This is a genomic window from Paraplanobispora siamensis, from assembly GCF_016863175.1.
In the GTDB taxonomy this organism is placed as follows: Bacteria; Actinomycetota; Actinomycetes; order Streptosporangiales; family Streptosporangiaceae; genus Planobispora; species Planobispora siamensis.
This window is the reverse complement of sequence record NZ_BOOJ01000022.1, coordinates 174,019-198,259: the sequence shown is the minus strand read 5'-3', so window position 1 is coordinate 198,259 and position 24,241 is coordinate 174,019. Positions and strand designations below refer to the sequence as shown.

The following is a 24,241-nucleotide window of genomic DNA, read 5'->3' as shown; positions in this document are numbered from 1 at the left end:
GGGGAGTCCGGGGAGGGGGTCAGGCGAGCGAGCGGGACAGGGCGGCCGCGGCGGCGGTGAGCCGGGGGCCGACGGTCTCCGGGTCCAGGGGGGTGAACGCGATCACGCCGACGGAGGCCTCCAGCCAGGGCAGGCCGGGGACCGGGGCGGCGATGCCGTGGGCGCCCTCCTGGAGCTGGCCCTCGGTGGCGACGTAGCCGGTGCCGCCCCGCCGCAGGGCGAGGATGGCCAGGCCCGCGGCGCCCCTGGTCAGGGGGTGACGGGAACCCTCGCGGTAGGCGACGTGCATGTCGGTCCAGGACGGCTCGACCACCGCCACCGCGAGGCCGTCGTCACCCTCGGCGATGGTGAGGTGGGCGGTGGCGCCGACCTCCTCGGCGAGCCGGCGCAGGGCCGGCAGCGCCCCCTCGCGGAGCAGGGGGTGAACGGCCCGCGCCAGCACGAGCACGCCGAAGCCCAGGTGCACGCGGCCGTCACCGTCGCGGCGGACGAAACCCCCCTCCTGCAACGTGGTGAGCAGGCGGTAGACCGCGGGCCGGCTCAGCCCCAGCTCGGCCGCCAGCTCGGTGGGGGTGAGCCCCCGGTGGCCGTCGGCGAGCAGGCGGAGCAGGCGCAGGCCGCGCTCGAGGGTCTGCGACGACTCGGCCGCCATCAGCGCGTCCGCGGGGTGGGGTGCATGGTTCCGATTATCGGGGATGGCGGACCCGGCGCAGGGAGGCGGGAACGGCCGGTCCGGGTCGCCGTGGACGGCCGGTCCCACTTGTCATGCCGGTAACAACCGGCGACGAGGAATGTGCAGGGGTTTGGCAAGAACCGCACGTATCGCCTGCCGTAAGTTGCTAGATCCCTGTACTCCGGCGAGGGGACCCCGAGCATGAGCGAGCCGCTGATCCTCCGAGTCTCACGGTGGGCGAGGGAGATCCCGGACGCCCCGGCCTACACCTTCCTGGACTACGCGGACTCCGCCGACGGCACGGAGCGCACGCTGTCCTGGTCCCGGGTGGACCTGCGGGCCAGGGCGCTGGCCGTACGGCTGCGCGAGGTGGCGCTGCCGGGGGAGCGGGCGGCGATCCTGGCGCCGCAGGGGCTGGAGTACGTGGTCGCGATGCTCGGCGCGATGTACGCCCGGGTGATCGCGGTGCCGCTGTTCGCCCCCGATCTGCCCGGCCACGCCGACCGGCTGATCCGCGCCTACGCCGACGCCGACCCCGTCTGCGTGCTGACCACGACCTCCGCGCTGGAGAGCGTCCGGACCTTCATCGACGGGCGGTCCGTCCCCCGGCCCAAGGCCGTCCTCACCCTGGACACGGTCTCCGACCTGCTCGCCGACGAGTGGGAGCCCGAGCCGATCGGCCCCGGCGACCTGGCCTACCTGCAGTACACCTCCGGATCCACCCGCGCCCCCGCCGGGGTCGAGATCAGCCACGGCAACGTCACCGCCAACGCCGAGCAGCTCTGGCGGGCCTTCCGGGCCACCCCCCGGGTGTCCACGGCGGCGCTGTGGCTGCCGCTCTTCCACGACATGGGCCTGATCGCGACGATCGCCGCGCCGATCGTCGGCGGCAACCGGGCGGTGTTCATGGACCCGGTGGCCTTCGTCATGCACCCGGTCCGGTGGCTGCGCATGCTCAGCGCGTACGACGACGTGTTCACCGGCGGGCCCAACTTCGCCTACGAGTACACGGCGAGCCGGGTGACCGAGGCGGAGAAGGCCGCGCTCGACCTGTCCGGGGTCGCGGTCATGCTCAACGGCGCCGAGCCGCTGCGCGGCAGCACGATCAACCGCTTCTCCGAGGAGTTCGCCGCGTGCGGGCTGCGGCCCGAGGCGCACACCCCGGGGTACGGCCTGGCGGAGGCGACCGTGTTCGTCACCGCGATGGACCGCGACCTGCCCGTGCGGGTGACGGCGTTCGACCGGGACGCGCTCACCGCCGGGCGGGCCGTACCGGTCACCGGGCCGGACGCCGGGCGGGGCAGGGTCAGCGAGCTGGTGTCCTGCGGGGTGCCGACCGGACAGGACGTGGCCGTCGTCTCCCCGTACGGCCGGGCCGTGCCCGACGGGGAGGTCGGCGAGATCTGGGTGCGGGGGCCGAACGTGGCGCGGGCCTACTGGCGCGACGAGGAACGCAGCGCCGAGGTCTTCGGCAACGAGCTGGAGGGCGAGGAGGGGACCTGGCTGCGCACCGGGGACCTGGGCGTGATCCACGACGGCGAGCTCTACGTCACCGGCCGGATCAAGGACCTGGTCATCGTCGACGGGCGCAATCACTACCCGCAGGACGTGGAGGTGACCGTGCAGGAGGCCGACGAGGCCGTCCGCAGGGACCACGTGGCGGCCTTCGCGGTCCCGGGCGAGGAGACGGAGCGGCTGGTCGTGGTGGCCGAGCGGTCGCGCAGGGCCGAGGGCCGCGACCCCCGTGAGGTCGCGGCCAACGTCAGGGCCGCCGTCGCCAGGAACCACGACCTTCGGGTGCACGAGTTCGCGCTGGTCGAGGCGGGAGCCGTACCGCGCACCTCCAGCGGGAAGATCGCCCGCCGCGCGTGCGCGCAGGCCTATCTGGACGGCGCCTTCACGACGGCGGCAGAGGGCTCCCGGGCCTGATGTTCGAGTCGCTTGGACGGACCGTCTACCGCGGACGCTGGTCCCTGCTCGCACTCGGGACCCTGTTCGCGGTCCTGGCCGGATACTTCGGTCTGGGGCTGTTCGGCCGGATGTCCGACGGCGGGTTCGACGATCCGGGCGCCGAGTCGACCATGGCCGCGCAGTGGGGCGGCAAGTGGTTCGGCGGCAGCGCGCCCGACGTGGTGGTGCTCTACACGAACCCGGCGATCGACGTCGACGACGACCGGTTCAGGGACGCGGTGGACGCGGCGCTGAAAGCGCTGCCCGCCGAGCACGTCGCCCGGTACTCCACCTACTGGAGCACCGATGCCAAGGAGCTCGCCTCCACCGACCGGCACTCCACCTACGCGCTGATCAGCCTGCACGGCGGCGAGCCGGTCAAGCAGAGCGGCTACGACGCGATCAGGGACCGGATCCGCGACGCCCCCACCGGATACGTCGTCCAGATCGGCGGCCGGATCCCGCTGCTCATGGACCTCAACACGCAGACCGGCCTCGACCTGCAGCAGGCCGAGGCGATCTCGATGCCGGTCCTGCTCGTCCTGCTCGTCATCGTCTTCGGCAGCCTGGTGGCCGCCGGGCTCCCGCTCGTCGTCGGCCTGCTGTCGGTGATCGGCGCGCTCGCGCTGCTCCGGCTGCTCACCGAGATCACCGACGTCTCGGTCTTCTCGCTGAACGTCGTCACGATGCTCGGCCTCGGCCTGGCCATCGACTACTCCCTGTTCGTCCTGAACGCCTTCCGCGAGGAGATCCGCCGCGAGACGCCGGTGGAGACGGCCATCGTGCGGACCATGATGACGGCCGGGCGGACGGTCGCCTTCTCCGGCCTGACCGTGGCGACCGCGCTGTGCGGGCTGCTGCTGTTCCCGCAGATGTTCCTGCGCTCGATCGGGCTGGGCGCGGCGGCGGTGGTGCTCGTCGCGATGGCGGCGGCGCTGATCGTGCTGCCCGCCCTGCTGGCGGTGCTCGGCCCGAAGGTGGACGCGATCAGGGTCGTGCCGGACTTCGGCGGCCGGCACCGGGGCGGGACCTGGCACGCCATCGCCTCCAGCGTGATGAGACGCCCCGTGATCTATCTGGTGGGCGTCGGCGTGCTGCTGGTCGCGCTGGCCGCGCCGTTCGGACACGCGCGGTTCGGCAGCGTGGACCACCGGGTGCTGCCCGAGGGGTTCGAGAGCCGCCAGGTCGCCGAGCGGATCGACCGGGACTTCGCCAGGAACGCGATGTCGCCCATCGACGTGATCGTGCTCGTCGAGCGCGACCTGGTCGGGCCGATGACCGCCGCGGCCCCGGGGGCGCTGTCCTCGGACGTGGGCGGGCAGCCCGGTCCCGTCGGCGCCGGCAACTCCGGGATCACCCCCGTCACCGAGATCGGCCCGCTGGACGTCAAGCCCTTCGCGGACCGGCTGGAGAAGCTGGACCACGTCACCGGGGTCGACGTCACGGGCGTCTCGCAGAACAACGGCGCGGTACGGCTGGCGGTCCGCTACGACAAGGACCCGATGTCCGACGAGGCCAGGGCGCTGGTCCAGGAGATCCGCGACCTGGCCTCCGAGCCGAACATCCAGGACGTCGTCGTCGGCGGGCCCACCGCCGCCCAGCTCGACCTGGAGTCCAGCCTGAAGTCCACGCTGCCGTGGACCGCGCTCATCGTCTGCCTGATGACCGGCCTGCTGCTGTTCGTCGCGTTCGGCTCGATCCTGCTGCCGATCAAGGCGATCCTGATGAACGTCGTGTCCCTGGGCGCCTCCTTCGGAGTGATCGTGTGGGCGTTCCAGGACGGGCACCTGGCCGGCTTCCTCGGCTTCACCCCCACCGGGAGCATCGAGGCGACCGTCACGGTGCTGATCCTGGCGGTGGTGTTCGGCCTGTCGATGGACTACGAGCTGTTCCTGCTCAGCCGGGTCCGCGCGGAGTGGCTGCGGACCGGGGACAACACCGCCGCCGTGGCGGCCGGCCTGGAACGGACCGGCGGCATGATCACCAGCGCCGCCCTGCTGCTGCTGGTGGTCATCGCGGCCTTCTCCACCGCCGGGATCACGGTGGTGAAGATGCTCGGCGTCGGCATGTTCGTGGCCATCGTGGTGGACGCCACCCTGGTCCGCGCCCTGCTGGTGCCCGCGACGATGCGCCTGATGGGCGACGCCAACTGGTGGCTGCCCGCGTCCCTGCGGAGCTTCCACCGCCGGATCGAGATCCGCGAGCACGTCCTCCCCCGCGGCGAGCTCCCGCCCGGCCGCGGCACCTACGTCACCGTGGAACGCGAAGGCGGCCCCGCCTCCCCGCGCACCCCCCGCCCCCTGGAGCCCGTACCGGCCCGCCGCCTGGACCCCCCTCCGGCCCGCCCCCTGGAACCCGCCTCGTCCCACCCTCCGGCCCCCGCCTCACCCCACCTGGCGGAGCCCGCCTCCGCCCATCCGATGGAATCCGCCTCGCCCCACCTCGCGGGGCCCGCCTCCGCCCATCCGATGGAACCCGCCTCGCCCCACCTCGCGGAGCCCGGTTCCCCCCGCCTCCTGGAGACCGTCTCCCCGCGCCACAGGGAAGCGTCCTCCCGCCGTCTGAGGCCCTCCTTCGCCCGCCGTACGGAGTCTCCCTCGGCGCCCGCCTCCCCGCCTCCCCCTCCCGCGCCGCGGCTCTCCCCCCTGATCCCGTCGTCCCGGGCCCCCCACTCCCCGGACCCCGCCTCCCAGACCTCCGCGTCGGCTTCCCAGACCCCCACGCCGCCCCCGCAGGCCCCTCCACCGGCTTCCCCGCCCGACCCGGAGCCGAAGTCGTCTTCCCGTCAGCAGCGCTCGAACCCCTATCCCTGGCTCCCCCTGGACGCCTCATCCCCGCAGGTCCCGGCGAACGGTTCCGAGCCCCGGCCCCCGGCACCCGAACCCGTTCCCCTGCCGCCCCCGGCACCCCCGAGGCCCCCGATGCCTCCCGCGCAGGCCGTACCGGCGGGTGCCCCGACCCCCGCACGCAAGCGCAAGAAAGTCATCAAGCCCAACGTGGACGGCCCCGGCTGGCACTGGGCCGAGGAAGACGAGGACCCCTCCCCACCCCCCCAGAACCCGGTCCAGCCCCCCACGGCTCCTCCCCTCCAGCCGCTCCTCACCCCACCACCCGCCCAAGCGGTCCCGACGCCGCCCCCGGCGCAGCCGGTTTCCGACTCGTCGTCCGCCCAGGCGCCACCGGCCCCCGTCCCATCGCCTGAGCGGCAAACGCCGAACTCGCCCCCGGCACAGCCGGCTCCGCCGCCTGTACGGCCTGCGGCGACCCCACCGGTTCCGCCGCCTGTACGGCCTGAGGCGACCCCACCGGTTCCGCCACCTGTACGGCCTGAGGCGACCCCACCGGTTCCGCCACCTGTACAGCCCGAGCCGACTCCCCTGGTGCCGCCGCCTGTACGGCCTGCGGCGACCCCACCGATTCCGCCGCCTGTACAGCCCGCCGCAGCGTCACCGACTCTTCCTGTACGGCCTGCGGCGACCCCGCCGACTTCGTCGCCTGTCCGGCCGGAGGCGGCCCCCCTGACGCCACCGCCCCCGCTGCCTGTACGGCCCGCCGCAACGTCATCGGCTCCGGCCCCCGCCGCACCGCCGGCGCCCCCGCGTGACTCCGAGGCGGATGCCGAGGGCGCGCGCCCCGTACGGCGCGGTCCGGTGGTCAGCAGTCACCTCATCGACCAGTTGGAGCCGCCGGTACGGCGCCAGGCCGACAAGGCGATCGTCCCGATCACTCGCCCTCCGGTTGCCGGACCCGCCGGACCCGTTCCGGGAACGGCGGCAGAAACCGGGCTCGCCGTACCGCCCGCGCCGACTGGGCCGGTGGCCGGGGAAGGGATCACGAGGGCCGCGCCGGTGTCCCCGGAGGAGCCGGTGCCGACTGCACCGATGATCGAGGAACGGCCTGCGCCGGTGAGCGGGGAGAGACCCGCCTGGGCTCCCGGGACGCCGCCTCCGGGGAAGCCGGTTTCCGAGCCGTTCCAGTCGAGGCACGAGCCCTCACGGCCGGAGGGCCCGCCCGCGCCGCCTCCCATGCCGCCTCCCATGCCGCCTCCCACGCCGGAGCCCGTGCCGGAACCTGAGCCTGTGCCGCCGCCCGTGCCCGTTCCGAGGCGGGAACCGGAACGGAAGCCGGGACGGGCCGGGGGATGGGTGGCCGTTGAGCGGCGGACCACCAGGGTCGTACGGCCCAAGGCCGGGGGAGCCGGGTGGGAATGGGTGGAGGTGGAGGAGGGGTGAGCGACCTCACCGCCCGGCCGTCTCCACCCGACCGGGCGCCTTCGCCCGAACGGCCCGTCCTCTCGCCACCTCGTCCGAGGGACCGGCGGGGGCTGCTTCTGCTGGTCGTCGGGTTGGCCGGGTTCGTGACGACTCTGGACAACACGGTCGTCACGGTCGCTCTGCCCACCATCCAGAGTGAACTGCGTGCCACGCTGGCGGCGCTGGAGTGGGTCGTCACCGGATACGTCCTCACCTTCTCGGGACTGATGCTCGCCGGGGGCAGGCTGGCCGACGTGTACGGTCGTCGCACGGTCCTCGTCATCGGGCTCGCGGTCTTCACGGCGGCCTCACTCGGGGCGGGGCTGGCGACCTCGGCGGGCGGGCTGGTCGCGGCCCGGCTGGTGCAGGGGTGCGGGGCCGCGTTGATCCTGCCCGCGATGCTGGCCGTGGTGTCGGTCGGCGGCGACGACCGGCGCCGGTCGGTCGGCGTCGCGGTCTGGATGGCCTCCGGGGCGGCGGCGCTCGCGCTCGGGCCGGTCGTCGGCGGCTGGATCACCCAGCATCTCCACTGGAGCTGGGTCTTCCTGCTCAACATCCCCCTCGGCGTGCTGATGATCGCTCTCGCGGTCGCGGCCGTGCCCGACTCCCGGGACGAGGCGGCCGCCCGGGTGGACGTCCCCGGCGTCGCGGCCTCGGTCGTCGCACTCTCGGCGGGCACGTTCGGGCTGACCTTCGGGCCGGAGCTGGGCTGGGCCTCGCCGGTGATCGTGGCCGCGCTGGCGGTCGCCGCGGTCGCGGCCGCCGTCTTCGTCGCGGTGGAGAGGCTGGGCCGGGAGCCCATGGTCGACCTGGCGCTGTTCCGGGCGCGGGCGTTCACCGGCGGGGTGATCGCCCAGGTGCTGTGGGGGCTCGGCGTCAACGGCGTGTTCTTCTTCACGGCGCTGTTCCTGCAGGGAGTCCTCGGCTTCAGCCCGGCGATGTCGGGCCTGGCCTTCGTGCCGCTGGCCCTGCTCGTCGTGGTGGTCACCCCGCTGGTCCCGGCACTGGAGCGCCGTCTCGGCGCGGCCCGCACGGTCGCGCTGGGCCTGGTCCTCGTGGCGGCGGGCATGGTGGCGGTGGCCTTCCTGCGGCCGGGGGACGGCTGGGCCGGGCTGCTGCCCGCGGTGTGCGTGATCGGGATCGGCTCGGCGCTCACCATGCCGCTGGGCTCGGCGGTCCTGGGCGCCGTCCCGGAGGCGCGGGCGGGCGTGGCGGGAGGGGTGTTCAGCGTCGCGCGCGAGGTCTCCGGGCTGTTCGGCATCGCGGTCGTCGGTGTGATCGTCAACGGTTCCGCCAGCTTCACCCTCGGCTACTCCGCCGGTCTGCTCACCGCGGCCGGGCTCGTCACGGTGGGGGCCGTCGTCAGCCTGGTGACCCTCCGGTGAGGGTCGCGATCCTGGCCTTCGGGTCGCGGGGGGACACCCAGCCGTGCGTGGCCCTCGGCGCGGGGCTCGCCGGGCGCGGGCACCGGGTGAAGGTCGTCGCGGCGGGGCGGTACGGCGGGCTGGCCGGGGAGGCGGGCCTGGAGTTCAGCCCGATCAGCGTGGACCCGCTGCGGATCGTGGAGTCCGAGGAGGGGCAGGCGTGGCTGCGCAGCGGGCCCGCCGGGTTCGTCCGGGGCTTCCGCCGGGTCGTGGAGCCGCTGGCCGAACGGCTCGCCGCCGAGGTGGACGCGGCCTGCGCCGGCGCCGAGCTGGTCCTGGCCCCGGCGCTGGGCGGGTTCGGGCACCACCTGTCGGAGCGGTACGGCATGCCGTACGCGCTCATGCACTTCCAGCCCAGCGAGCCCACCCGGGCCTTCCCCAACCCGCTGGTCCCCCTGCGCACGCTCGGGTCCTGGGGCAACAGGGGCAGCTACGCCCTGATCGAGGGCCTGAGCTGGCTGCTGCTCGGCCGCATGGTCAACCGGCTCAGGGGCCGGGTGCTCGCGCTGGGCCCCATGCGGGACAGCCCGTTCCGGAGCGCGCGGGCCGGTGCGGTGCCGGTGCTGTGCGGGGTGAGCCCGGTGGTCGTCGGCCGCCCGGCGGACTGGCCGCCGTATGTGCACCTGACCGGCTACTGGCCGCTGGAACGCCCGTGGAGCCCGCCGCCGGAGCTGGAGGTCTTCCTGAAGGACGGGCCGCCCGTCGTCTACGCGGGCTTCGGCAGCATGGCCCCGGCCGATCCGGGCGCGACCGCTGAGACGGTGGTGGCGGCGCTGCGCGCGGCCGGGGTGCGCGGGGTGCTGCAGGGCCTGCCGTACGGCGGGGCGGACGACATGTTCGTGATCGGCGAGGCGGACCACGCCTGGCTGTTCCCCCGGGTGGCGGCCGTGGTGCACCACGGGGGCGCGGGGACGACGGGGACCGCGCTGCGGGCCGGGGTGCCGAGCGTGATCTGCCCGTTCTTCTCCGACCAGCCGTTCTGGGGCGCGAGGGTGGCCGCGCTGGGCGCCGGGCCCGCCCCGCTGCCGGTGCGGCGGCTGACGGCCGGGGCGCTGGCCGCGCGGGTGGCGGCGGCCGTACGGGACGCGGGGATGCGGGCGGCGGCGGCGCGGCTGGGAGAGCGGCTGCGGGCCGAGGACGGGGTCGCGCGGGCGTGTGACGCGCTCGGGATGTGAAGGGCGCCGGAAGGCGGGGAGACGAAGGGGACCCGGAGACGGGCGGCGTGACTGGGGCTGCGGGGGCCGGGGTGCCGGAAGTTTGACGAATCCCTTACCGGACCTGTTCGGACAGTGATGATCTGGATAGGGTTCAATGCGGTTGTTTTGACCGGCTTTCCCGGGGAGTTTCAGGACATGCGAATCACTCTGCGGCGGGCTGTCGCCGTCGGCTCGATGCTCACCCTGATCGGTGTCGTGACCCCCGCCGCGGCGGCCTCCTCGCAGGACGACCCCCGCAGCTGCCGGGACCTGATGGGCGCCGACGCCCCGGCCTTCATCCAGTGCCGCTGGCTGGCCAAGCCGGACGAGGCCTACGACGTCGTGAAGTTCTGGGCGGAGAACGACAACGCCCACCTCAAGGAGGCCAGCCCGTACGAGGGCAAGTTCATCGACTGCTCGGCCCCCGGGAACTCCTGCCCCGAACTGGAGGGCGACGGCGCCGTCGGCGACGAGAACTCCCCGATGCCCGAGGGCGGCGAGGACACCGGCGCCCCGCAGTGCGAGGTCGGTGAGAACTGCTGGGTCGAGGGGCACGAGGAGGGCGGCGACGGCACGGTGAGCGCGCCGGAGCCGGGCAGCCCCGCCGACCCCTCAGCGCGGAGCCGGACGACGCAGACCGCGCAGCCCGCCGCCCCCGCCGTGCAGCCGGCGACGGCGCAGGAGATCGCCGCCGCCGCGCAGACCCCGGCCGGGCAGGCGGTCGCCGCGGCCAAGGACAACGGGCTGCGGATCTGGATCGACACCGAGCTGGCCGACGACTGGAAGGCGGGCACCGCGGCCTTCACCGCGGCGGTCAAGCGGATCGGCGCGCTGGCCGCGCGTCCCGAGGTGGCCGGGATCCGCTACACCTCGCAGCTCGGCTACAACACGACGTTCGCGACCCAGGAGGAGATCACCGCCTTCGTCTCCGCCGCCTCCGCCGCGCTGCGCCAGGCGGCCCCCGGCAAGCAGCTCGGGCTGCACACGGTCGTGCCCGTGTTCGCCTGCGGCGCGCAGGAGGACTGCAAGGCCGAGATGACCAAGCGCCACCCGCTGCTCGCCCCGGAGAAGGTCGAGTCGCACCTGATCGCCGGGTACGCCGACCAGATCACCCTCGACACCGGCCTGCTGTACGGGGGCTACGAGACCTGGAAGATCGACGCCGAGGCCGCCCAGCGCAACCAGTGGATCCAGGTCCGCGCCCGCGCCTGGGACGTGCTGGCCCAGGTCGCGGCCGAGGAGACCGGCCTGACCGGTGACGTCGCCGCCGAGCAGGTCGCCACCCGGGTCTCCGCGCCGGTCATGGACGGCGCCGCCCAGCAGGTCAACCTGTGGACCCGCGTGCCGGACGCCCAGGGGGCCGTGAAGAACCTGACCGCCTGGGACGCGCTGGAGAAGCTGGGCCCGATCCAGCGCCGCATGGCCGCCGTCTACAACCCGTCGGCGCCCGTCACGGACGTGGCCGCCGACCTGAAGAAGATCGGCGGAGTCTTCGGCCAGGTCTACCTGACCGCGTCCTGAGCGTTCCTAGGGCTCCTGGAGGCCCCAGCCGGAGTCCTCGTCGGCCGGCGGGGGAGCGTCCTCGCTCGGCGCGGGGTCAGCCTTCAGCCCGAGGGCCTTCAGGATCATCGGGAAGGAGCGCCTGAACTCGCGCTCCCAGTAGGGCCAGGTGTGCGTGCCCTTCTTGTACAGGTGCACCACCGGCTTGATCCCGTGCAGCCGGAGCCTGGCCACCAGGTGCCTGGCGGTGTAGGCCGAGACCGGCTCGCCCAGGTGGGCCGGGTGCCAGGGGGCGCCGGGCGGATCGAGCTCGCCGTTCAGGCTGGTCGTGCCGCTGGAGATGTAGATGCTCGTGCCGCGCAGGTTCCCGGCCAGGTGGGCCGGGTCGTTGGCCCGCCACACGTCCCGGTTCCTGATCGGGTCGCCCCACAGCGCCTTCGGGTCCTGCCCCTCGGCGGCCTGGGCGTTCATGATGATGTCGGGGATGCCGGGCAGGCGGGTGGACATGACGCCGCTGTAGGAGCCGACGAAGCGGAACATGCCGGGGTGCCGCGCGCCGTACTTCATGGCTCCGTAGGCGCCCATCGACAGGCCCGCGACGGCTCTGCGGGTCCCGGCCCGGTAGCCCACCTCCAGCAGGCGGCGCACCTCGTAGGTGTGGAAGGTCTCCCACGCGGGTGGACCGCCCTTGCCCTTGTTGTACCAGTTGCTGTAGTTGCCGGCCCGGCCTGCCTCGGGCATGACGATGATCGCGTCGACGTTCTCGGTCAGCTCCTCCACGCCGGTCATCCGGGTCCAGGAGGTGTAGTCGTCCGCGCCGCCGTGCAGCAGGTAGAGCACCGGCCAGGTCCGCTTGGCCCGCTTCGACCAGCCCTCGGGCAGCAGCAGCCGGACCGGCAGGATCGCGTTGACCGAGGGCGAGGAGATCCGGATGTCGAGCGTGCGCGAGTCGAGCCAGCGCTCCTGGACCACGCGGGCGCCACCGGGGTACGCGGCCTGCCACGGGCCCGACGGGCTCTTGCCCTTCGGGGCGGGCTCCGCCTGCCGGGTCCCGTCCGCCGCGGCCGGGTACGGCGGCGCGGCCGCGTGCGCCGCCCCCGGCAGGCCGACGGCCACCGCGGTGGCGAGCGCGAGGAGCCCGTGTCGAACAGGTCGCATCGTCTTTCCTTCCACCGGCCTGAAGACAGGGGCCGTGGCAGGCGACCCTAGACCCGGTGATCGAGCGTGCCTATACGTGCGCGCAACGAAACGGTGAGGGCCGCTTGAGCCTCGCGCACAAATCACCTCTCGCGTGTGGTCGTTATCACAACCGTGACAAAACGCCCTGGTGGATTGTGGGTTGACAGGTCTGCCTCACAACGAGGCCTCTCGCGTAAGTTGGCCGATCACTTCGGCTGTTCTGGGGAGTCGCCTCGTGAACCTGCTCGGTGAAGACGAGATCCGCCGCTTCCTGACGGAACGGATCGCCGCCCGCTGCCGCCTTCCTCTCACCGGCGTCGACCCGGACCGTCCCCTGGAGGAGTTCGGCCTGTCCTCGCGGGACGCGGTGGCCGTGGCGGGGGAGCTGGAGGCGCTGCTGGGCCGGGAGCTGGGGCCCACGCTGGTCTGGGAGTACCCGACGATCAACCGCCTCGCCCGGGGGCTCGCCTCCGGCGCGGCGCCCGCCCCGCAGGCCGTACGGCGCGCCGACCCCGACGAGCCGATCGCGGTGATCGGCGTCGGCTGCCGCCTGCCCGGCGGGGTGCGCGGGCCCGGGGACTTCTGGCGGCTGCTCATGGCGGGCGGCGACGCGGTGGGCGAGGTGCCCGAAGGGCGCTGGGAGGCCTTCGACGACGGGTCCCCGCACACGGCCGAGGTGCTGGCCGGCACCACCCGGCACGGCGGTTTCCTCGACGACGTGACCGGGTTCGACGCCGACTTCTTCGGGATCGTGCCCGGCGAGGCCGAGACCATGGACCCGCAGCAGCGCCTGCTGCTGGAGACCGCCTGGGAGGCGCTGGAGCACGCCGGGCTCGCGCCCCGCTCGCTGCGCGGCAGCCGTACCGGGGCGTTCGTGGGCGTCTCCGGCAACGAGTACGCGTATCTGACCACCGCCGACCTCACGAGGGTGGACGCCTGGACGGCGACGGGGGCGGCCTTCAGCATCGCCGCCAACCGGCTGTCGTACGTGCTCGACCTGCGCGGGCCCAGCCTGGCGGTGGACACCGCCTGCTCGTCGTCCCTGGTGGCCGCGCACCTGGCGGTGCGGAGCCTGCGGTCGGGCGAGAGCGACCTGGCGCTGGCGGCCGGGGTCAACCTGCTGCTGTCGCCGGTGGTCACCGTGGCCTTCGACCGCGGCGGGGGGACCGCGCCCGACGGGCGGTGCAAGGCCTTCGACGCCTCGGCCGACGGGATGGTCCGCGCCGAGGGCTGCGGGGTGGTGGTGCTCAAGCGGCTGTCGGACGCGCGGCGCGACGGGGACCGGGTGCTCGCGGTGGTCCGCGCCACGGCGGTGAACCAGGACGGCCGCTCCAACGGCCTGGTCGCCCCCAACCCCGAGGCGCAGGAGGAGCTCCTGCGCACCGCCTACGCCGGTCTGGAGCCGCCGGACTACATCGAGGCGCACGGCACCGGGACCTTCCTCGGCGACCCCATCGAGGCCCGCGCGATCGACGCGGCCCTGCCCCCGGGGCACCGGGTGCTCCTCGGGTCGGCCAAGAGCAACCTCGGCCACCTGGAGGCCGCGGCCGGGATCACCGGCCTGATCAAGACCGTGCTCGCGCTGCACCACGGGGTGATCCCGCCGAGCGTGCACTTCCGCGAGCCCAACCCGCACATACCGTGGGACCGGCTGGAGGTCGTCACCGCCCCCGCGCCGTGGCCGGACGGGCGGGCCAGGGCGGGGGTGTCCTCCTTCGGCTTCGGCGGCACCAACGCCCACGTCGTGCTGGACCGCGCCGAGGTTCCCGAGGCCCCCGCCGGGCCGGGCTCCGGCGGGGGACGGGATCGGGACGCCGCGCGGGTGTTCCTGCTGACGGACGCCTCGGCGGAACGGGTGCGGGCGTACGCGGGGGTGCTGGCGGACCGGCTCGGATCCGGCGCCGGGAGCACCGCGGGCGGGCCCGCGCCGGACGACGCCGAGGACACGCCCGCGCTGGACGACGTCGCCTGCACGCTCGCGCGGCGGGCCGGCCGGGGCCGGATCGGGGCCGCGGTGGTGGCGCGGGACGCCGGGGAGCTGGTGGCCGGTCTGCGGGCCGTGCACGAGGGGCGGGCCCCCACCGGGCCGGCCGCGGCGGGCGGGGGACCGGTGTGGGTGTTCTCGGGGTACGGCTCGCAGTGGACCGGGATGGGCGCCCGCCTGTACGCCGGAGAGCCGGTCTTCGCCGCAGTGATCGACGAGCTCGACCCGATGTTCCTGGCGGAGGCCGACATCCCGCTGCGGGAGATCGTCGCCGAGGGCCGTGAGGTCGAGGGCGTGGCCGTCGTCCAGCCGGTGATCTTCGCGGTGCAGGTGGCGCTGGCCCGGCTGTGGACGGCCTGCGGGGTACGGCCCGCCGCAGTGATCGGGCATTCGATGGGCGAGGTGGCCGCGGCCGTGGTCGCGGGCGGGATCGGCCTGGCCGACGCGGTCCGGGTGGTCTGCCGCAGGGCCCGCCTGCTGGGCACGCTGGGCGGCGGCGGCGCCATGGCCGTGCTGGAGGTGGCCGCCGAGGAGGTCCCGGACGACCTGCACGTGGCGGTCCACGCCTCGCCGCGGCAGTGCGTCGTCACCGGCGACCCCGGCCGGGTCGCGGCCTTCGCCGCCGAGGTGGAGGCGCGGGGCCTGCTGGCCCGGTTGCTGACCGCCGAGGGCGCCGGGCACTCGCCCCAGGTCAAACCGCTCCTGCCGAAGCTGCGCGAGGCGCTGGAGGGCATCGCGGGCGGCAAGCCGGAGATCCCGTTCTACTCGACCGTCTTCGACGACCCCCGGGAGATCCCCACCTTCGAGCCCGCCTACTGGGCGGCGGGGGTGCGCCGCCCGGTCCGGCTGCTGGCCGCCGTCCGGGCCGCGGCCGAGGACGGCCACACCGTCTTCACCGAGATCAGTCCGCACCCGGTCCTGGCGGCGCCGCTGCGCGACACCCTCGGGCGCGACGCGGTCGTCACCCACTCACTGCGCCGCGGCCACGACGAGGAGTTCCCCGTCCAGCTGGCCGCCGTCGCCGTCGCCGCGCCCTCCGCCGTGCTCACCCGGCCCGGCGCGGTCGTCGACCTCCCGCCGTCGCCCTGGCGGCACGAGCGCCACTGGGCCCCGGCCGCGCGCCGCTCCGCCCTCCCGCCGGGCGCCCACCCCCTGCTCGGCGTGCACGTCGAGGGGCCCGCCGGGCACGTGTGGAGCACCGTCGTGGACGACCTGTCGGACGCGCCCTGGCGGCTGGACCCCGCGACCTGGCGCCCGCACGGCCTGCCGGTCCTGCCGCTGGCCGCGGTGGCCGCGCTCGCCCAGGCCGCCGCCGCCGAGGTGTACGGCGGGGCCGAGCTGACCGACGTCACCCTGGACGCGCTGCTGCCGCTGCCCGCCACGATCACCACCACCCTGACCCCTTCGGGCGGGGTCGAGATCGACGCCAGGAACGCCGCGGGGGTCTGGGTCCGCCACGGCACCGCGACCGTCGCCGTCGACTCGCCCCCCGCGGAGGCGCTTCCCCGTCCAGCGGAGCTGGCCGCGCGCCTGGCCGCCGCCTCCCCGGCCGACCCCGCCGAGCTCCCCGTCGAGATCGAGCACCTCGCCGCGGACGGCACCCCCACGGGCGTGCAGACCCGGCGGATCCCGCCCACCGCCGTACCGGTCCCGCTGGCGGCCAAGCTCCTGGAGCGCGTGTGGACCCAGACCCCGTTCGCCCCGGAGGCCGGGACCGGGGACGGGACGGATTCGCGGCGGAGCTGGCTGATCGTCGCAGGCGAAGGAGACGACGCGCGGGCCGAGCGGCTCGCCGCGGCTCTCGGCGCCGCCGGGCACGCCGTCCGGCGCGTCCCGCTGCCCAGAACCTCCGCACTCCGCGCCGGACCCTCCGCGGTCCCCGCCTTCCTCGTCCCGGCCCAGCGCCCCGCGCCCGCCACGCGGCCCGTTTCTCCTGGAACGACATCCCCCGTCTTCGAACCTGAAGAAGATGTGGTGGTCATGGTCCCCTCCGGGCTCGATCCGGCCGGGGCGGAGAGGCTGCTGCTGGCCGTCGCGATGATCGCCCGTGATCTCCCCGGGTCCGGCGGAGCGCGCCTGCGACTGGTCACCGAGCGGGCTCAGGCCGTACGGGAGGGGGAGCGGGGCGACCCCGGCGCCGCCGCTCTGCGCGGCCTGGTGCGGGTCCTGGCCTTCGAGCGTCCCGAGCTGCGCGCCTGCCTGCTCGACGTCGACGGTCCCGAGGCGCTCGTGGCCGAGCTCGCCGGGCCCGGAGAGCGTGCTCCCGGCGCCGCCCCGGGCGGTGCTCCGGACAGGGCTCCCGGCAAGGCTTCCGACGACTCCTCCGGCGGTGCCTCCGACGACGAGGTCGTCTGGCGGGACGGCGTCCGGTACGGCGCCCGCCTGGCCGTGCCCTCCCCGCCCGTCCGGCGGCCGGGCCGGCCCGTCGTGCGGCGCGGCGGCGGATACCTGATCACCGGCGGGTACGGCGGGCTGGGCCTGGTGGTCGCCCGGTGGCTGGCCGAGCGGGGGGCCGGGCGCATCGTGCTCGGCGGGCGTTCGGGTCCCTCCCGGGAGGGGGCGGCGGTCATCCGGCGGCTGCGGGAGTCCGGGACGGAGGTCCGGGTGGTGACCGGCGACCTGGCCGAGCCCGGCGTGGCCGCGCGCCTGGTGGAGTCCGTCACCGAGGGCGGCCTGCGGCTGCGCGGGGTCGTGCACGCGGCCGGCGTGCTGGACGACCGCCTGGTCGCCGACATGGGGGCCGGGGATCTGCACCGGGTCTGGTCGGCCAAGGCGCACGGCGGCCTGGCCCTGCACGAGGCGACCCGGGACGCCGATCCCGACTGGTGGGTGGCGTTCTCGTCCGCGGCGGCGCTGCTCGGATCGCCGGGACAGGCCGCCTACGCGGCGGCCAACGCCTGGCTGGACGCGTTGTGCGCGCTGCGCCGGGCGGACGGGCTGCCCGCGACGACGATCAACTGGGGCACCTGGTCCGAGGTCGGCGGCGCGAGCGGGGCGGCCCTGCCCGCGGTCGCGCCGATCACCCCCGAGGAGGGGGTGGAGGCGCTGGAGGCGCTGCTGGGCGGGGACGTGGACGCGGCGGGCGTGGTCAGGCTGGATGCGGCCATGGCCGTGGCGGCCTTCCCCGGCCTGGCGCGCATGCCGTACTTCGCCGAGCTGGCGGGCGGCGCGACCGGCGCGGAGTGGGGCGGGACCGAGGCCCTGGGGGAGATGGACCCCGGCGAGGCCCTGGCGGTGATCACGGCCAAGGTCAGAGAGCGCACGGCCGTGGTGCTGGGGTTCGAGGAGTCCTGGCTGGAGGACGGCACGGTGCTGACCGAGGCGGGGCTCGACTCACTGGCGGCCACGCGGGTGCGCGGGACGATCGAGCACGACTTCGGGGTGGGCCTCCCGGCGGCTCTGCTGCTGCGGGGGGCCACGCTCGGCGACGTGGCCGCGGCCGTCGCGGCGGAGCTGGGCATCCGGGGGACCGCGCCCGCGGTCCGGCCGATCGAGCCAAGGGACGCGGCGGAACGCCAGGTCGTGGCCGTCCTGACCCAGGTCCTGGGGCACGCGCCCGGGGTGAACGAGGAGATCCCGGCGGACGTCCTGCCCATCGTGCTCGGCGTCCTCGGCCGCGAGATCGGCCGGGAGCTGACCGCGGAGGGCGTCCTGACCGGCGCCCGGGTCGCCGACCTGGTCCGGGCCGTCGACGAGGAGGAGGCCGCCCAGGGCGTCGTCCGTCCCCTGACCGAGGCCGCCCGCGCCTACCTGGCGGCACCGGCCGGCGAGGCGGTGGGGACGCCGTTGTTCCTGGGGCATCCGGCCGGGGGGACGACGGGGGTGTACGCGACGCTGGCGGGGTCGCTGGGGCGGGGGCGGGTGGTCTTCGGGCTGGAGCGGCTGGAGGCGGGCTCGGGGCCCGGGGACGAGCCGGGGGTGGCCGAGCGGGCGGCCCGGTATGCGGAGGAGATCAGGAAGGTGCAGCCGCAGGGGCCGTACCGGCTGGGGGGATGGTCGTTCGGGGGGATCCTGGCCTTCGAGATCGCGCGGCAGCTGGGGGCGGAGAACGTCGAGCTGGTCGCCATGATCGACTCGGGGTTGCCGGAGGAGACCGACCCGGGGGAACGGGCGGGGATCACCGCCCGCAGGTACGCGGACTTCGCCGCCTACCTGCGCGAGACCTACGGGGCGCGGATCGAGCTGTCCTACGACGAGCTGGCGGGGCTGGACGAGGCGGGGCAGCTCGCGCTCGCCGGGGAGCGCCTGGCGGCCGCCGGGGTGCCGGACATGCTCGGCGAGGCGATCCTGCGCCACCAGATCACCTCCCACGAGGACACCCGGGCCCTGGAGCGCTATCGGCCGGGCTCCTACCAGGGCCGCGTGGTGCTCTACCGCTCCACCGACCCGACCCCGTGGGCGGTCGAGGACGCCCGCTACGCCCACGCCGACGACCCCACCAGGGGGTTCGGCCCGTACAGCCCGGGGCTGGAGATCGTCACCGTCCCCGGATCGCACCACCTCAACCTGCTTGACCCGCCGTACGTGGAAGTCATCGCCGCTCATCTAGGAGATCAGCTATGACCCTCGCCCAGGCCGTCGTCGACGGTGCCGACCCCGAAGAGCTCGCCCGCCTGGAGGTCCCCTCGACCTTCAGGGCGGCCCACACCCGCAAGGACGAGGTCGGCATGTTCGGCCGCGTCCCGCACGGCGTCGACGGCGTGGACAAGGACATCACCAAGTCCATCCACGTGGACGAGGTGCCGATGCCGGAACTCGCCCCCGACGAGGTGCTGATCGCCGTCATGGCCAGCGCCATCAACTTCAACACCGTGTGGACGGCCATGTTCGAGCCGATCCCCACCTTCGCCTTCCTGGAGCGCTTCGGCCGCACCGACCCCCGGCACGACCGGGACTTCCACGTGCTCGGCTCGGACGCCTCCGGCGTGATCGTCCGCATGGGCGAGGCCGTACGGCACTGGAAGATCGGCGACCGGGTCGTCACCTCGCCCGCCTACGTGGACGAGCAGGACCCGATCACCCACTCCGACTCCATGCTCGGCGAGGACCTGCGCGCCTGGGGGTTCGAGACGAACTACGGCGGGCTGGCCGAGTTCGCGGTGGTCAAGGCCACCCAGCTGCTGCCCAAGCCCAGGCACCTGAGCTGGGAGGAGGCCGCCTGCAACATGTTGTGCGCCTCCACCGCCTACCGGATGCTCGTCGGGGAGCGCGGCTCCCGGATGAAGCAGGGGGACGTCGTGCTGATCTGGGGCGCCACCGGCGGTCTGGGCGCGTACGGCGTGCAGCTGGTGAGGAACGGCGGCGGCATCCCGGTCGGCGTGGTCAGCTCCCCGCAGAAGGCCGACCTGCTGCGCCGGATGGGCTGCGACCACATCGTCGACCGCTCGCAGTTCGACCACCTCGACGACGAGAAGTCCTGGCGCAGGTTCGGCGCCGAGATCCGCCGGCAGGTGGGCGAGGACCCGCACATCGTCTTCGAGCACACCGGCAAGGACACCTTCGGCGCGTCCGTCTACGTCGCCCGGCGCGGCGGCTCGGTGGTCACCTGCGGCTCCTCCAGCGGCTACGCCCACGCCTACGACAACCGGCACCTGTGGATGAAGCTCAAGAGCATCATCGGCTCGCACGGGGCCAACTACCAGGAGTGCCACGAGGTCAACCGGCTGCTCTCGCTGGGCATGCTGCAGCCCACCCTCTCGACGGTCTACCCGCTGGAGCGGACCGGCGACGCGGCCCGCGCCGTGCAGCGCAACGAGCACGTCGGCAAGGTGGGCGTGCTGGGCCTGGCCCCGGCCGAGGATCTCGGGATCGAGGACCACGCGCTCAGAGAGCGCATCGGCGAGGACCGGATCAGGATGTTCCGGGGCTGATGCCCGTGGACCCGGCCTGTCCGGAGGCCCGGCCCGGCGCACGGGCCGCCGGACAGGCCGCCGGACGGGCCGCGGGGCCGGCCGGCGGACGGTCAGGGGGTCTCGAACCCGGTGGACTGCCGGGCCCGCAGCACGATCTCCAGCTCGAAGCGGATGTCGGGGTCGGCCAGCTGGTCGCCGTAGAGCTCCTCCAGCTGCCGCAGCCTGTAGCGCACGGTCTGCGGGTGCACGTGCAACCGGGCGGCGACCTCCCCGGCGCCCCGGCCGTGCCGCAGCCACGCCAGCAGCGTCTCGGCCAGCCGGTCCTGCTGGCTGGGGCGCAGGTGGGCCAGGGGCGCGAGCCGTACCTCGGCCAGGGCGTTGACCAGCTCCTCGTCCTTGAACACGATCAGCGTCGCCATGTGGTCGGAGCAGCGGACCAGCCCCCGTTCCTCGGTGAGCACGCCGCGCCTGCTGAGGTCCAGGGCCTCGCGGGCCCAGCGCAGCGAGGTGGCGGCGGCCGACAGCGGTACGGCGGGGCCGACGGCGGCCTTCCAGCCGCGCAGCCCCACCTCCAGCGTCTGCGCCTGGCCGGGGCCGTTGGGGTCCGGGACGATCAGGCAGGGGTTGGGCCGGTCGAGGCCGGAGAGCACGTCCGGCGGGAGCGACGGCGGGCGGTAGGCGCCGGAGCGCTCGTCCAGCGCGACTCCGGCGACGGTCTTGGGCAGCCGCCACCCGGCCGCCTTGGCCAGGTCCACGATGGCCTCGGGGGAGGCGGGGGGCTGGCTGAGCAGCAGGTCCATCAGGCGGTGGCGGCGGCGCTCGATCTCCCCCGCCGCCCGGGCCCTGGCCTCGTCGAAGCCCTCGGCGGCGGCGTCGGCGAGCTGGTCGAGATAGACGAAGATGGCCTCACCCAGGTCGTAGAGGTGCTGCGGGGTGAGGCCCAGCTGCCCGGACTGCTCGGTCAGCCGCCGCCAGGCCACCCGGGCGCCGAGCCGCATCGCGGTCTGCAGCGGGTCGAGGTTGCGCCCCTCGTTGGCCTCGCCGCGCCCGATGGTGCGGAACACGTCGAGCTCCCACGGCCGGTTCGGGTTCTCGATCCTGTCCACGAACTGGCGCAGCGCCTCGTCCACGGCGAGACGGATGGCCTTGATGTAGATCTCGTCGGCCGGACGGGAGTACTCCGGGATGCGGACCGTGATCTCGTCGATCACCTGGTCGGCCACCTCGGAGAGGCCGGGCCGGAGCAGCCTGGCCACATCCGCGGGGGCCGACCCCCACAGGCGTTGGTCGGACAGATCGTGGGACCTTGCCTTGCGGCCACCGAAGCCCGTGGCGGCGACCCGGGTGTGTTCCTTCGTCGGCATAGACCCTCCCGTCGGAGCGCGTCCCATGTGTGACGGTCGACACTTTGAGTTAGTAGCAAACGCTTGTTCTTGTCTCAAAGGCAACACCTGGCGCGTCCGCGGAAAGGGATTGAGACCTATCCGAGATAAGCGGCGAACTCCTCCAGCGAAATGCGCCCGTCGCCGTCCTTGTCCATGCGGGCGATGGCGGCGGTGGCGGCCTCCGGGGTGATGGGCTGCCCGAGCACCTCCATCAGGCGCGTCAGCTCGGGGGCCGAGATCAGGCCGTCGTCGTCGGCGTCGACGATTCTGAAGGTAGTCGCGTAGTCGTTGCTCACAGTGCAGCCGCCTTCCTGAGCGGATATGACAAGACGGGAAGCACATTAGCGGCATAATCCCGAAATTCGGGGCCCCGGCCCGCTGCCGTTCCGGGGCCCCGGACTCCGCCCTGTCAGACCACCGCTCCCGAGCCCTCACGGGGACGGCTGACGCGCTGCTTGGGCTTCGGCGGCGCGCCGGGATGACGCCGCTCGAACACGATGGCCAGCGGTGTCGCGACGAACGCCGAGGACAGCGTGCCGACGATGATGCCGATCAGCAGCGCCACCGCGAAGTCGGTCAGCGAGGCGCCGCCCAGCACGGCCAGGGCGGCCAGGATGAACAGCGCGCCCAGGCCCGTGTTCACGGTCCGCGGCACGGTCTGCAGGACCGCGGTGTTGGCCGCCTCGGCGAACGGCCGGCCGGGGCGGGCGCCCCACAGCTCGCGGATCCGGTCGAAGACCACGACCTTGTCGTTGACCGAGTAACCGATCACGGTGAGCATCGCGGCCAGGAACACCCCGTCGATCGGCTTGCCCATCCACGCGAACGCGCCGATCACGATCGCCGCGTCGGCCGCCAGGGTCAGCACGGCCGCCAGCCCGAACGTCCAGCGGAACCGGAAGGCCAGGTAGGCCAGCTGCGCGGCGAGCGCGACGGCCAGGGCGATCAGGGCGTTGCGCCGCAGCTCGTCGCCGAGGCTCGGGCCGATGAGCTCGTCGCGGACCTTGGTGGCCTGCCCGGCCCCCTGCTCCAGCGCCGTCTCGATCCGCGCCACCTCGGCGTTGCCGATCTGGCCGGTCCGCACGGAGATGCCCGCGTCGGAGGTCTGCACCACGGCGCTGGGGAACCCGGCCCCGCCGACCAGCTCCCGGGCCGCGTCCGCGGTGATCGGCCGGCTCGTGGAGTACTCGATGATCCGGCCGCCGGTGAACTCCACGCCGAAGTTCAGCCCGCGCAGCGCGATCCCGGCCAGCGCCGCGACCACCACCGCGCCGGTGATCACGAGGTAGACCGTACGGCGGCGCATCAGGTCGGGATCGTGCTCGTTGAGCCACCTGCGGACCCGCCCGATGTCGGCCAGGCCGGTGATCCGGGGGCGCGCGGCCACGGCCCGCCGGTTGACCGCCCACTGGGCAAGGACGCGGGTGATGACCATCGCGGTGACCAGCGAGGCGATCACACCGATGGACAGGGTCACGCCGAAGCCGCGCACCGGCCCGGAGGCCAGGAAGAACAGCAGGCCGGCGGCGAGCAGCGTGGTGATGTTGGAGTCGGCCACCGCGCTCCAGGCGTTGCGGAAGCCCTTCTCCAGCGCCTGGCGCAGCTTCGTGCCCCCGCCGGAGGCCGAGGAGCGCGAGGTCCCGGAGCCGCCCCCCGCCCCGGACGCGCGGGCCTTGCCGGCTCCGCCCGCCGTACCCGATCCGCCCTGCGCCGGACGGCGGTCGGCGGCGTACTCCTCCCTGGCCCGTTCGAAGACCAGGACGTTGGCGTCCACGGCCATGCCGATCGCCAGGACGAACCCCGCCAGGCCCGGCAGCGTGAGCGTGGCCCCGAGCGCCACCAGGGCCGCGTAGGAGATGAGCGCGTAGCAGGCCAGCGCGAAGGCGGCGATGAGGCCCACCAGCCGGTAGGTGAAGATGATGAACAGCGCGGTGAGCACGACGCCGATGACGGCGGCCTCGGCGCTGGCGGAGATCGCGGCGGCGCCGAGGGTCGGGCCGACGGTCCGCTGCTCGATGATCTCGACGGGGACCGGCAGCGCGCCGCCCTTGATCAGCACGGCCAGGTCCCCGGCCTCCTGCGAGGTGAAGGAGCCGGTGATCTGGGTCGAGTTGCCGGGCAGGCCCACGTTGCAGGCCACTCCCTCGTTCACCTGCGGGGAGATGATCACCTTGTCGTCGAGGACGATGGCGACCCGCCGCTTCGGATCGCCCGGCGCGTTGCAGGCGGCCTCGCCGGTCAGCTTGGCCCACGCCGCGCGGCCCGAGTCGCGGAAGTCGACGGTGACGAACCAGCCGGTGCCCGTCTGGGAGTCGAGGCCGGGCTCGGCCCCGCTGACGCCGTCGCCGGTCAGCCGGGCCGGGCCGATCAGGAGCCGGTTGCCGTCCTCGTCGGCGATGACCTGCTCGCCCTCGCCGGGCTTGGTGGTCTGGTCGGCCACGGAGACGACCGGGTGGAAGGTCAGCTGCGCGGTCTTGCCGATGACCTCGGCCGCCTTCGCCGGGTCCAGCACGCCGGGCAGCTCCACGATGATCCGGCGCTCGCCGGAGCGGGACAGCGGCGCGTCCGCCACCCCCAGCCCGTCGGCCCGGCGGCGCAGCACCTCCAGCGCGCGGTCGGTGGTCTCGGCGTCGGCCTTGACGGTCGGGGAGTCCCGGGTCTCCAGGACGATCTGGGTGCCGCCGCGCAGGTCGAGTCCCAGGCGCGGGGTCATGGTCAATGCGATGTAGAGAGAGGTCGCGATCACGGCGAACGCCGCTATCGCGCGCACCACGGGGGCGCGTGACATGAGAAGCCTCCACGGGCTCGAAGGGACGTTTCCGGGTACGGCGAAGCGCCCGGAACG

Annotated in this window: 12 protein-coding genes; 7 read left to right on the top strand and 5 right to left on the bottom strand. The window is 74.4% G+C overall.

Going from position 1 to position 24,241, the window contains the following annotated elements; all coding sequences use genetic code 11:
• Nucleotides 1-19: 19 nt before the first annotated feature.
• Nucleotides 20-652 (bottom strand): IclR family transcriptional regulator, encoded by a 633-nt coding sequence (locus Psi01_RS11795; RefSeq protein ID WP_204063996.1) that lies wholly within the window; start codon nucleotides 650-652, stop codon nucleotides 20-22.
• A gap of 222 nt (nucleotides 653-874) precedes the next feature.
• Here Psi01_RS11795 and Psi01_RS11790 point away from each other — a divergent pair, with 222 nt between their 5' ends.
• From Psi01_RS11790 to Psi01_RS11770, 5 genes are all read left to right on the top strand, one after another.
• A complete protein-coding gene (locus tag Psi01_RS11790) occupies nucleotides 875-2,602 on the top strand; it encodes a fatty acyl-AMP ligase (RefSeq protein WP_204063995.1) in 1,728 nt (575 codons plus the stop codon).
• The gene (locus tag Psi01_RS43285) at nucleotides 2,602-6,855 is read left to right on the top strand and encodes an MMPL family transporter (protein WP_239127508.1); all 4,254 of its coding nucleotides are present in this window, start codon (nucleotides 2,602-2,604) and stop codon (nucleotides 6,853-6,855) included. Before Psi01_RS11790 ends, Psi01_RS43285 begins: the two co-directional genes overlap by 1 nt.
• On the top strand, nucleotides 6,831-8,261 hold the full coding sequence (locus Psi01_RS11780; RefSeq protein WP_204063994.1) for an MFS transporter: 1,431 nt from the start codon (nucleotides 6,831-6,833) through the stop codon (nucleotides 8,259-8,261). Before Psi01_RS43285 ends, Psi01_RS11780 begins: the two co-directional genes overlap by 25 nt.
• Entirely contained in the window at nucleotides 8,258-9,475 is a 1,218-nt protein-coding gene (locus Psi01_RS11775; RefSeq protein ID WP_204063993.1) for a glycosyltransferase, read from the top strand. Before Psi01_RS11780 ends, Psi01_RS11775 begins: the two co-directional genes overlap by 4 nt.
• 177 nt (nucleotides 9,476-9,652) lie before the next feature.
• Nucleotides 9,653-11,017 (top strand): hypothetical protein, encoded by a 1,365-nt coding sequence (locus Psi01_RS11770; protein ID WP_204063992.1) that lies wholly within the window; start codon nucleotides 9,653-9,655, stop codon nucleotides 11,015-11,017.
• Between the two features lie 6 nt (nucleotides 11,018-11,023).
• Here Psi01_RS11770 and Psi01_RS11765 read toward each other — a convergent pair whose 3' ends face one another.
• Complete coding sequence (locus Psi01_RS11765) at nucleotides 11,024-12,154, bottom strand: alpha/beta hydrolase (protein WP_204063991.1); 1,131 nt, start codon at nucleotides 12,152-12,154, stop codon at nucleotides 11,024-11,026.
• 256 nt (nucleotides 12,155-12,410) lie between these two features.
• Here Psi01_RS11765 and Psi01_RS11760 point away from each other — a divergent pair, with 256 nt between their 5' ends.
• Together Psi01_RS11760 and ccrA are read left to right on the top strand one after the other, a co-directional pair.
• Nucleotides 12,411-18,722 carry a type I polyketide synthase gene (locus Psi01_RS11760; protein ID WP_204063990.1) on the top strand — a complete coding sequence of 2,104 codons (6,312 nt, stop codon included), beginning with the start codon at nucleotides 12,411-12,413 and terminating at the stop codon, nucleotides 18,720-18,722.
• Entirely contained in the window at nucleotides 18,719-20,029 is a 1,311-nt protein-coding gene (gene ccrA, locus Psi01_RS11755) for a crotonyl-CoA carboxylase/reductase (protein WP_204063989.1), read from the top strand. The genes Psi01_RS11760 and ccrA overlap by 4 nt, the downstream gene beginning before the upstream one ends.
• Nucleotides 20,030-20,121: 92 nt before the next feature.
• Here ccrA and Psi01_RS11750 read toward each other — a convergent pair whose 3' ends face one another.
• The 3 genes from Psi01_RS11750 to secD form a co-directional block, all read right to left on the bottom strand.
• Nucleotides 20,122-21,375 carry a PucR family transcriptional regulator gene (locus Psi01_RS11750; protein WP_204063988.1) on the bottom strand — a complete coding sequence of 418 codons (1,254 nt, stop codon included), beginning with the start codon at nucleotides 21,373-21,375 and terminating at the stop codon, nucleotides 20,122-20,124.
• A 116-nt stretch (nucleotides 21,376-21,491) separates the two neighbouring features.
• On the bottom strand, nucleotides 21,492-21,692 hold the full coding sequence (locus Psi01_RS11745) for an EF-hand domain-containing protein (protein ID WP_204063987.1): 201 nt from the start codon (nucleotides 21,690-21,692) through the stop codon (nucleotides 21,492-21,494).
• Nucleotides 21,693-21,805: 113 nt separating this feature from the next.
• Nucleotides 21,806-24,184 carry a protein translocase subunit SecD gene (gene secD, locus Psi01_RS11740; protein WP_204063986.1) on the bottom strand — a complete coding sequence of 793 codons (2,379 nt, stop codon included), beginning with the start codon at nucleotides 24,182-24,184 and terminating at the stop codon, nucleotides 21,806-21,808.
• Between the last annotated feature and the right edge of the window lie 57 nt (nucleotides 24,185-24,241).

Bases quoted from the DNA above. Each gene is read 5' to 3' on its own strand.
- Psi01_RS11795 (WP_204063996.1), bottom strand. From the start codon at position 652: ATGGCGGCCGAGTCGTCGCAGACCCTCGAGCGCGGCCTGCGCCTGCTC.
- Psi01_RS11790 (WP_204063995.1), top strand. From the start codon at position 875: ATGAGCGAGCCGCTGATCCTCCGAGTCTCACGGTGGGCGAGGGAGATC.
- Psi01_RS43285 (WP_239127508.1), top strand. From the start codon at position 2,602: ATGTTCGAGTCGCTTGGACGGACCGTCTACCGCGGACGCTGGTCCCTG.
- Psi01_RS11780 (WP_204063994.1), top strand. From the start codon at position 6,831: ATGGGTGGAGGTGGAGGAGGGGTGAGCGACCTCACCGCCCGGCCGTCT.
- Psi01_RS11770 (WP_204063992.1), top strand. From the start codon at position 9,653: ATGCGAATCACTCTGCGGCGGGCTGTCGCCGTCGGCTCGATGCTCACC.
- Psi01_RS11765 (WP_204063991.1), bottom strand. From the start codon at position 12,154: ATGCGACCTGTTCGACACGGGCTCCTCGCGCTCGCCACCGCGGTGGCC.
- ccrA (WP_204063989.1), top strand. From the start codon at position 18,719: ATGACCCTCGCCCAGGCCGTCGTCGACGGTGCCGACCCCGAAGAGCTC.
- Psi01_RS11750 (WP_204063988.1), bottom strand. From the start codon at position 21,375: ATGCCGACGAAGGAACACACCCGGGTCGCCGCCACGGGCTTCGGTGGC.
- secD (WP_204063986.1), bottom strand. From the start codon at position 24,184: ATGTCACGCGCCCCCGTGGTGCGCGCGATAGCGGCGTTCGCCGTGATC.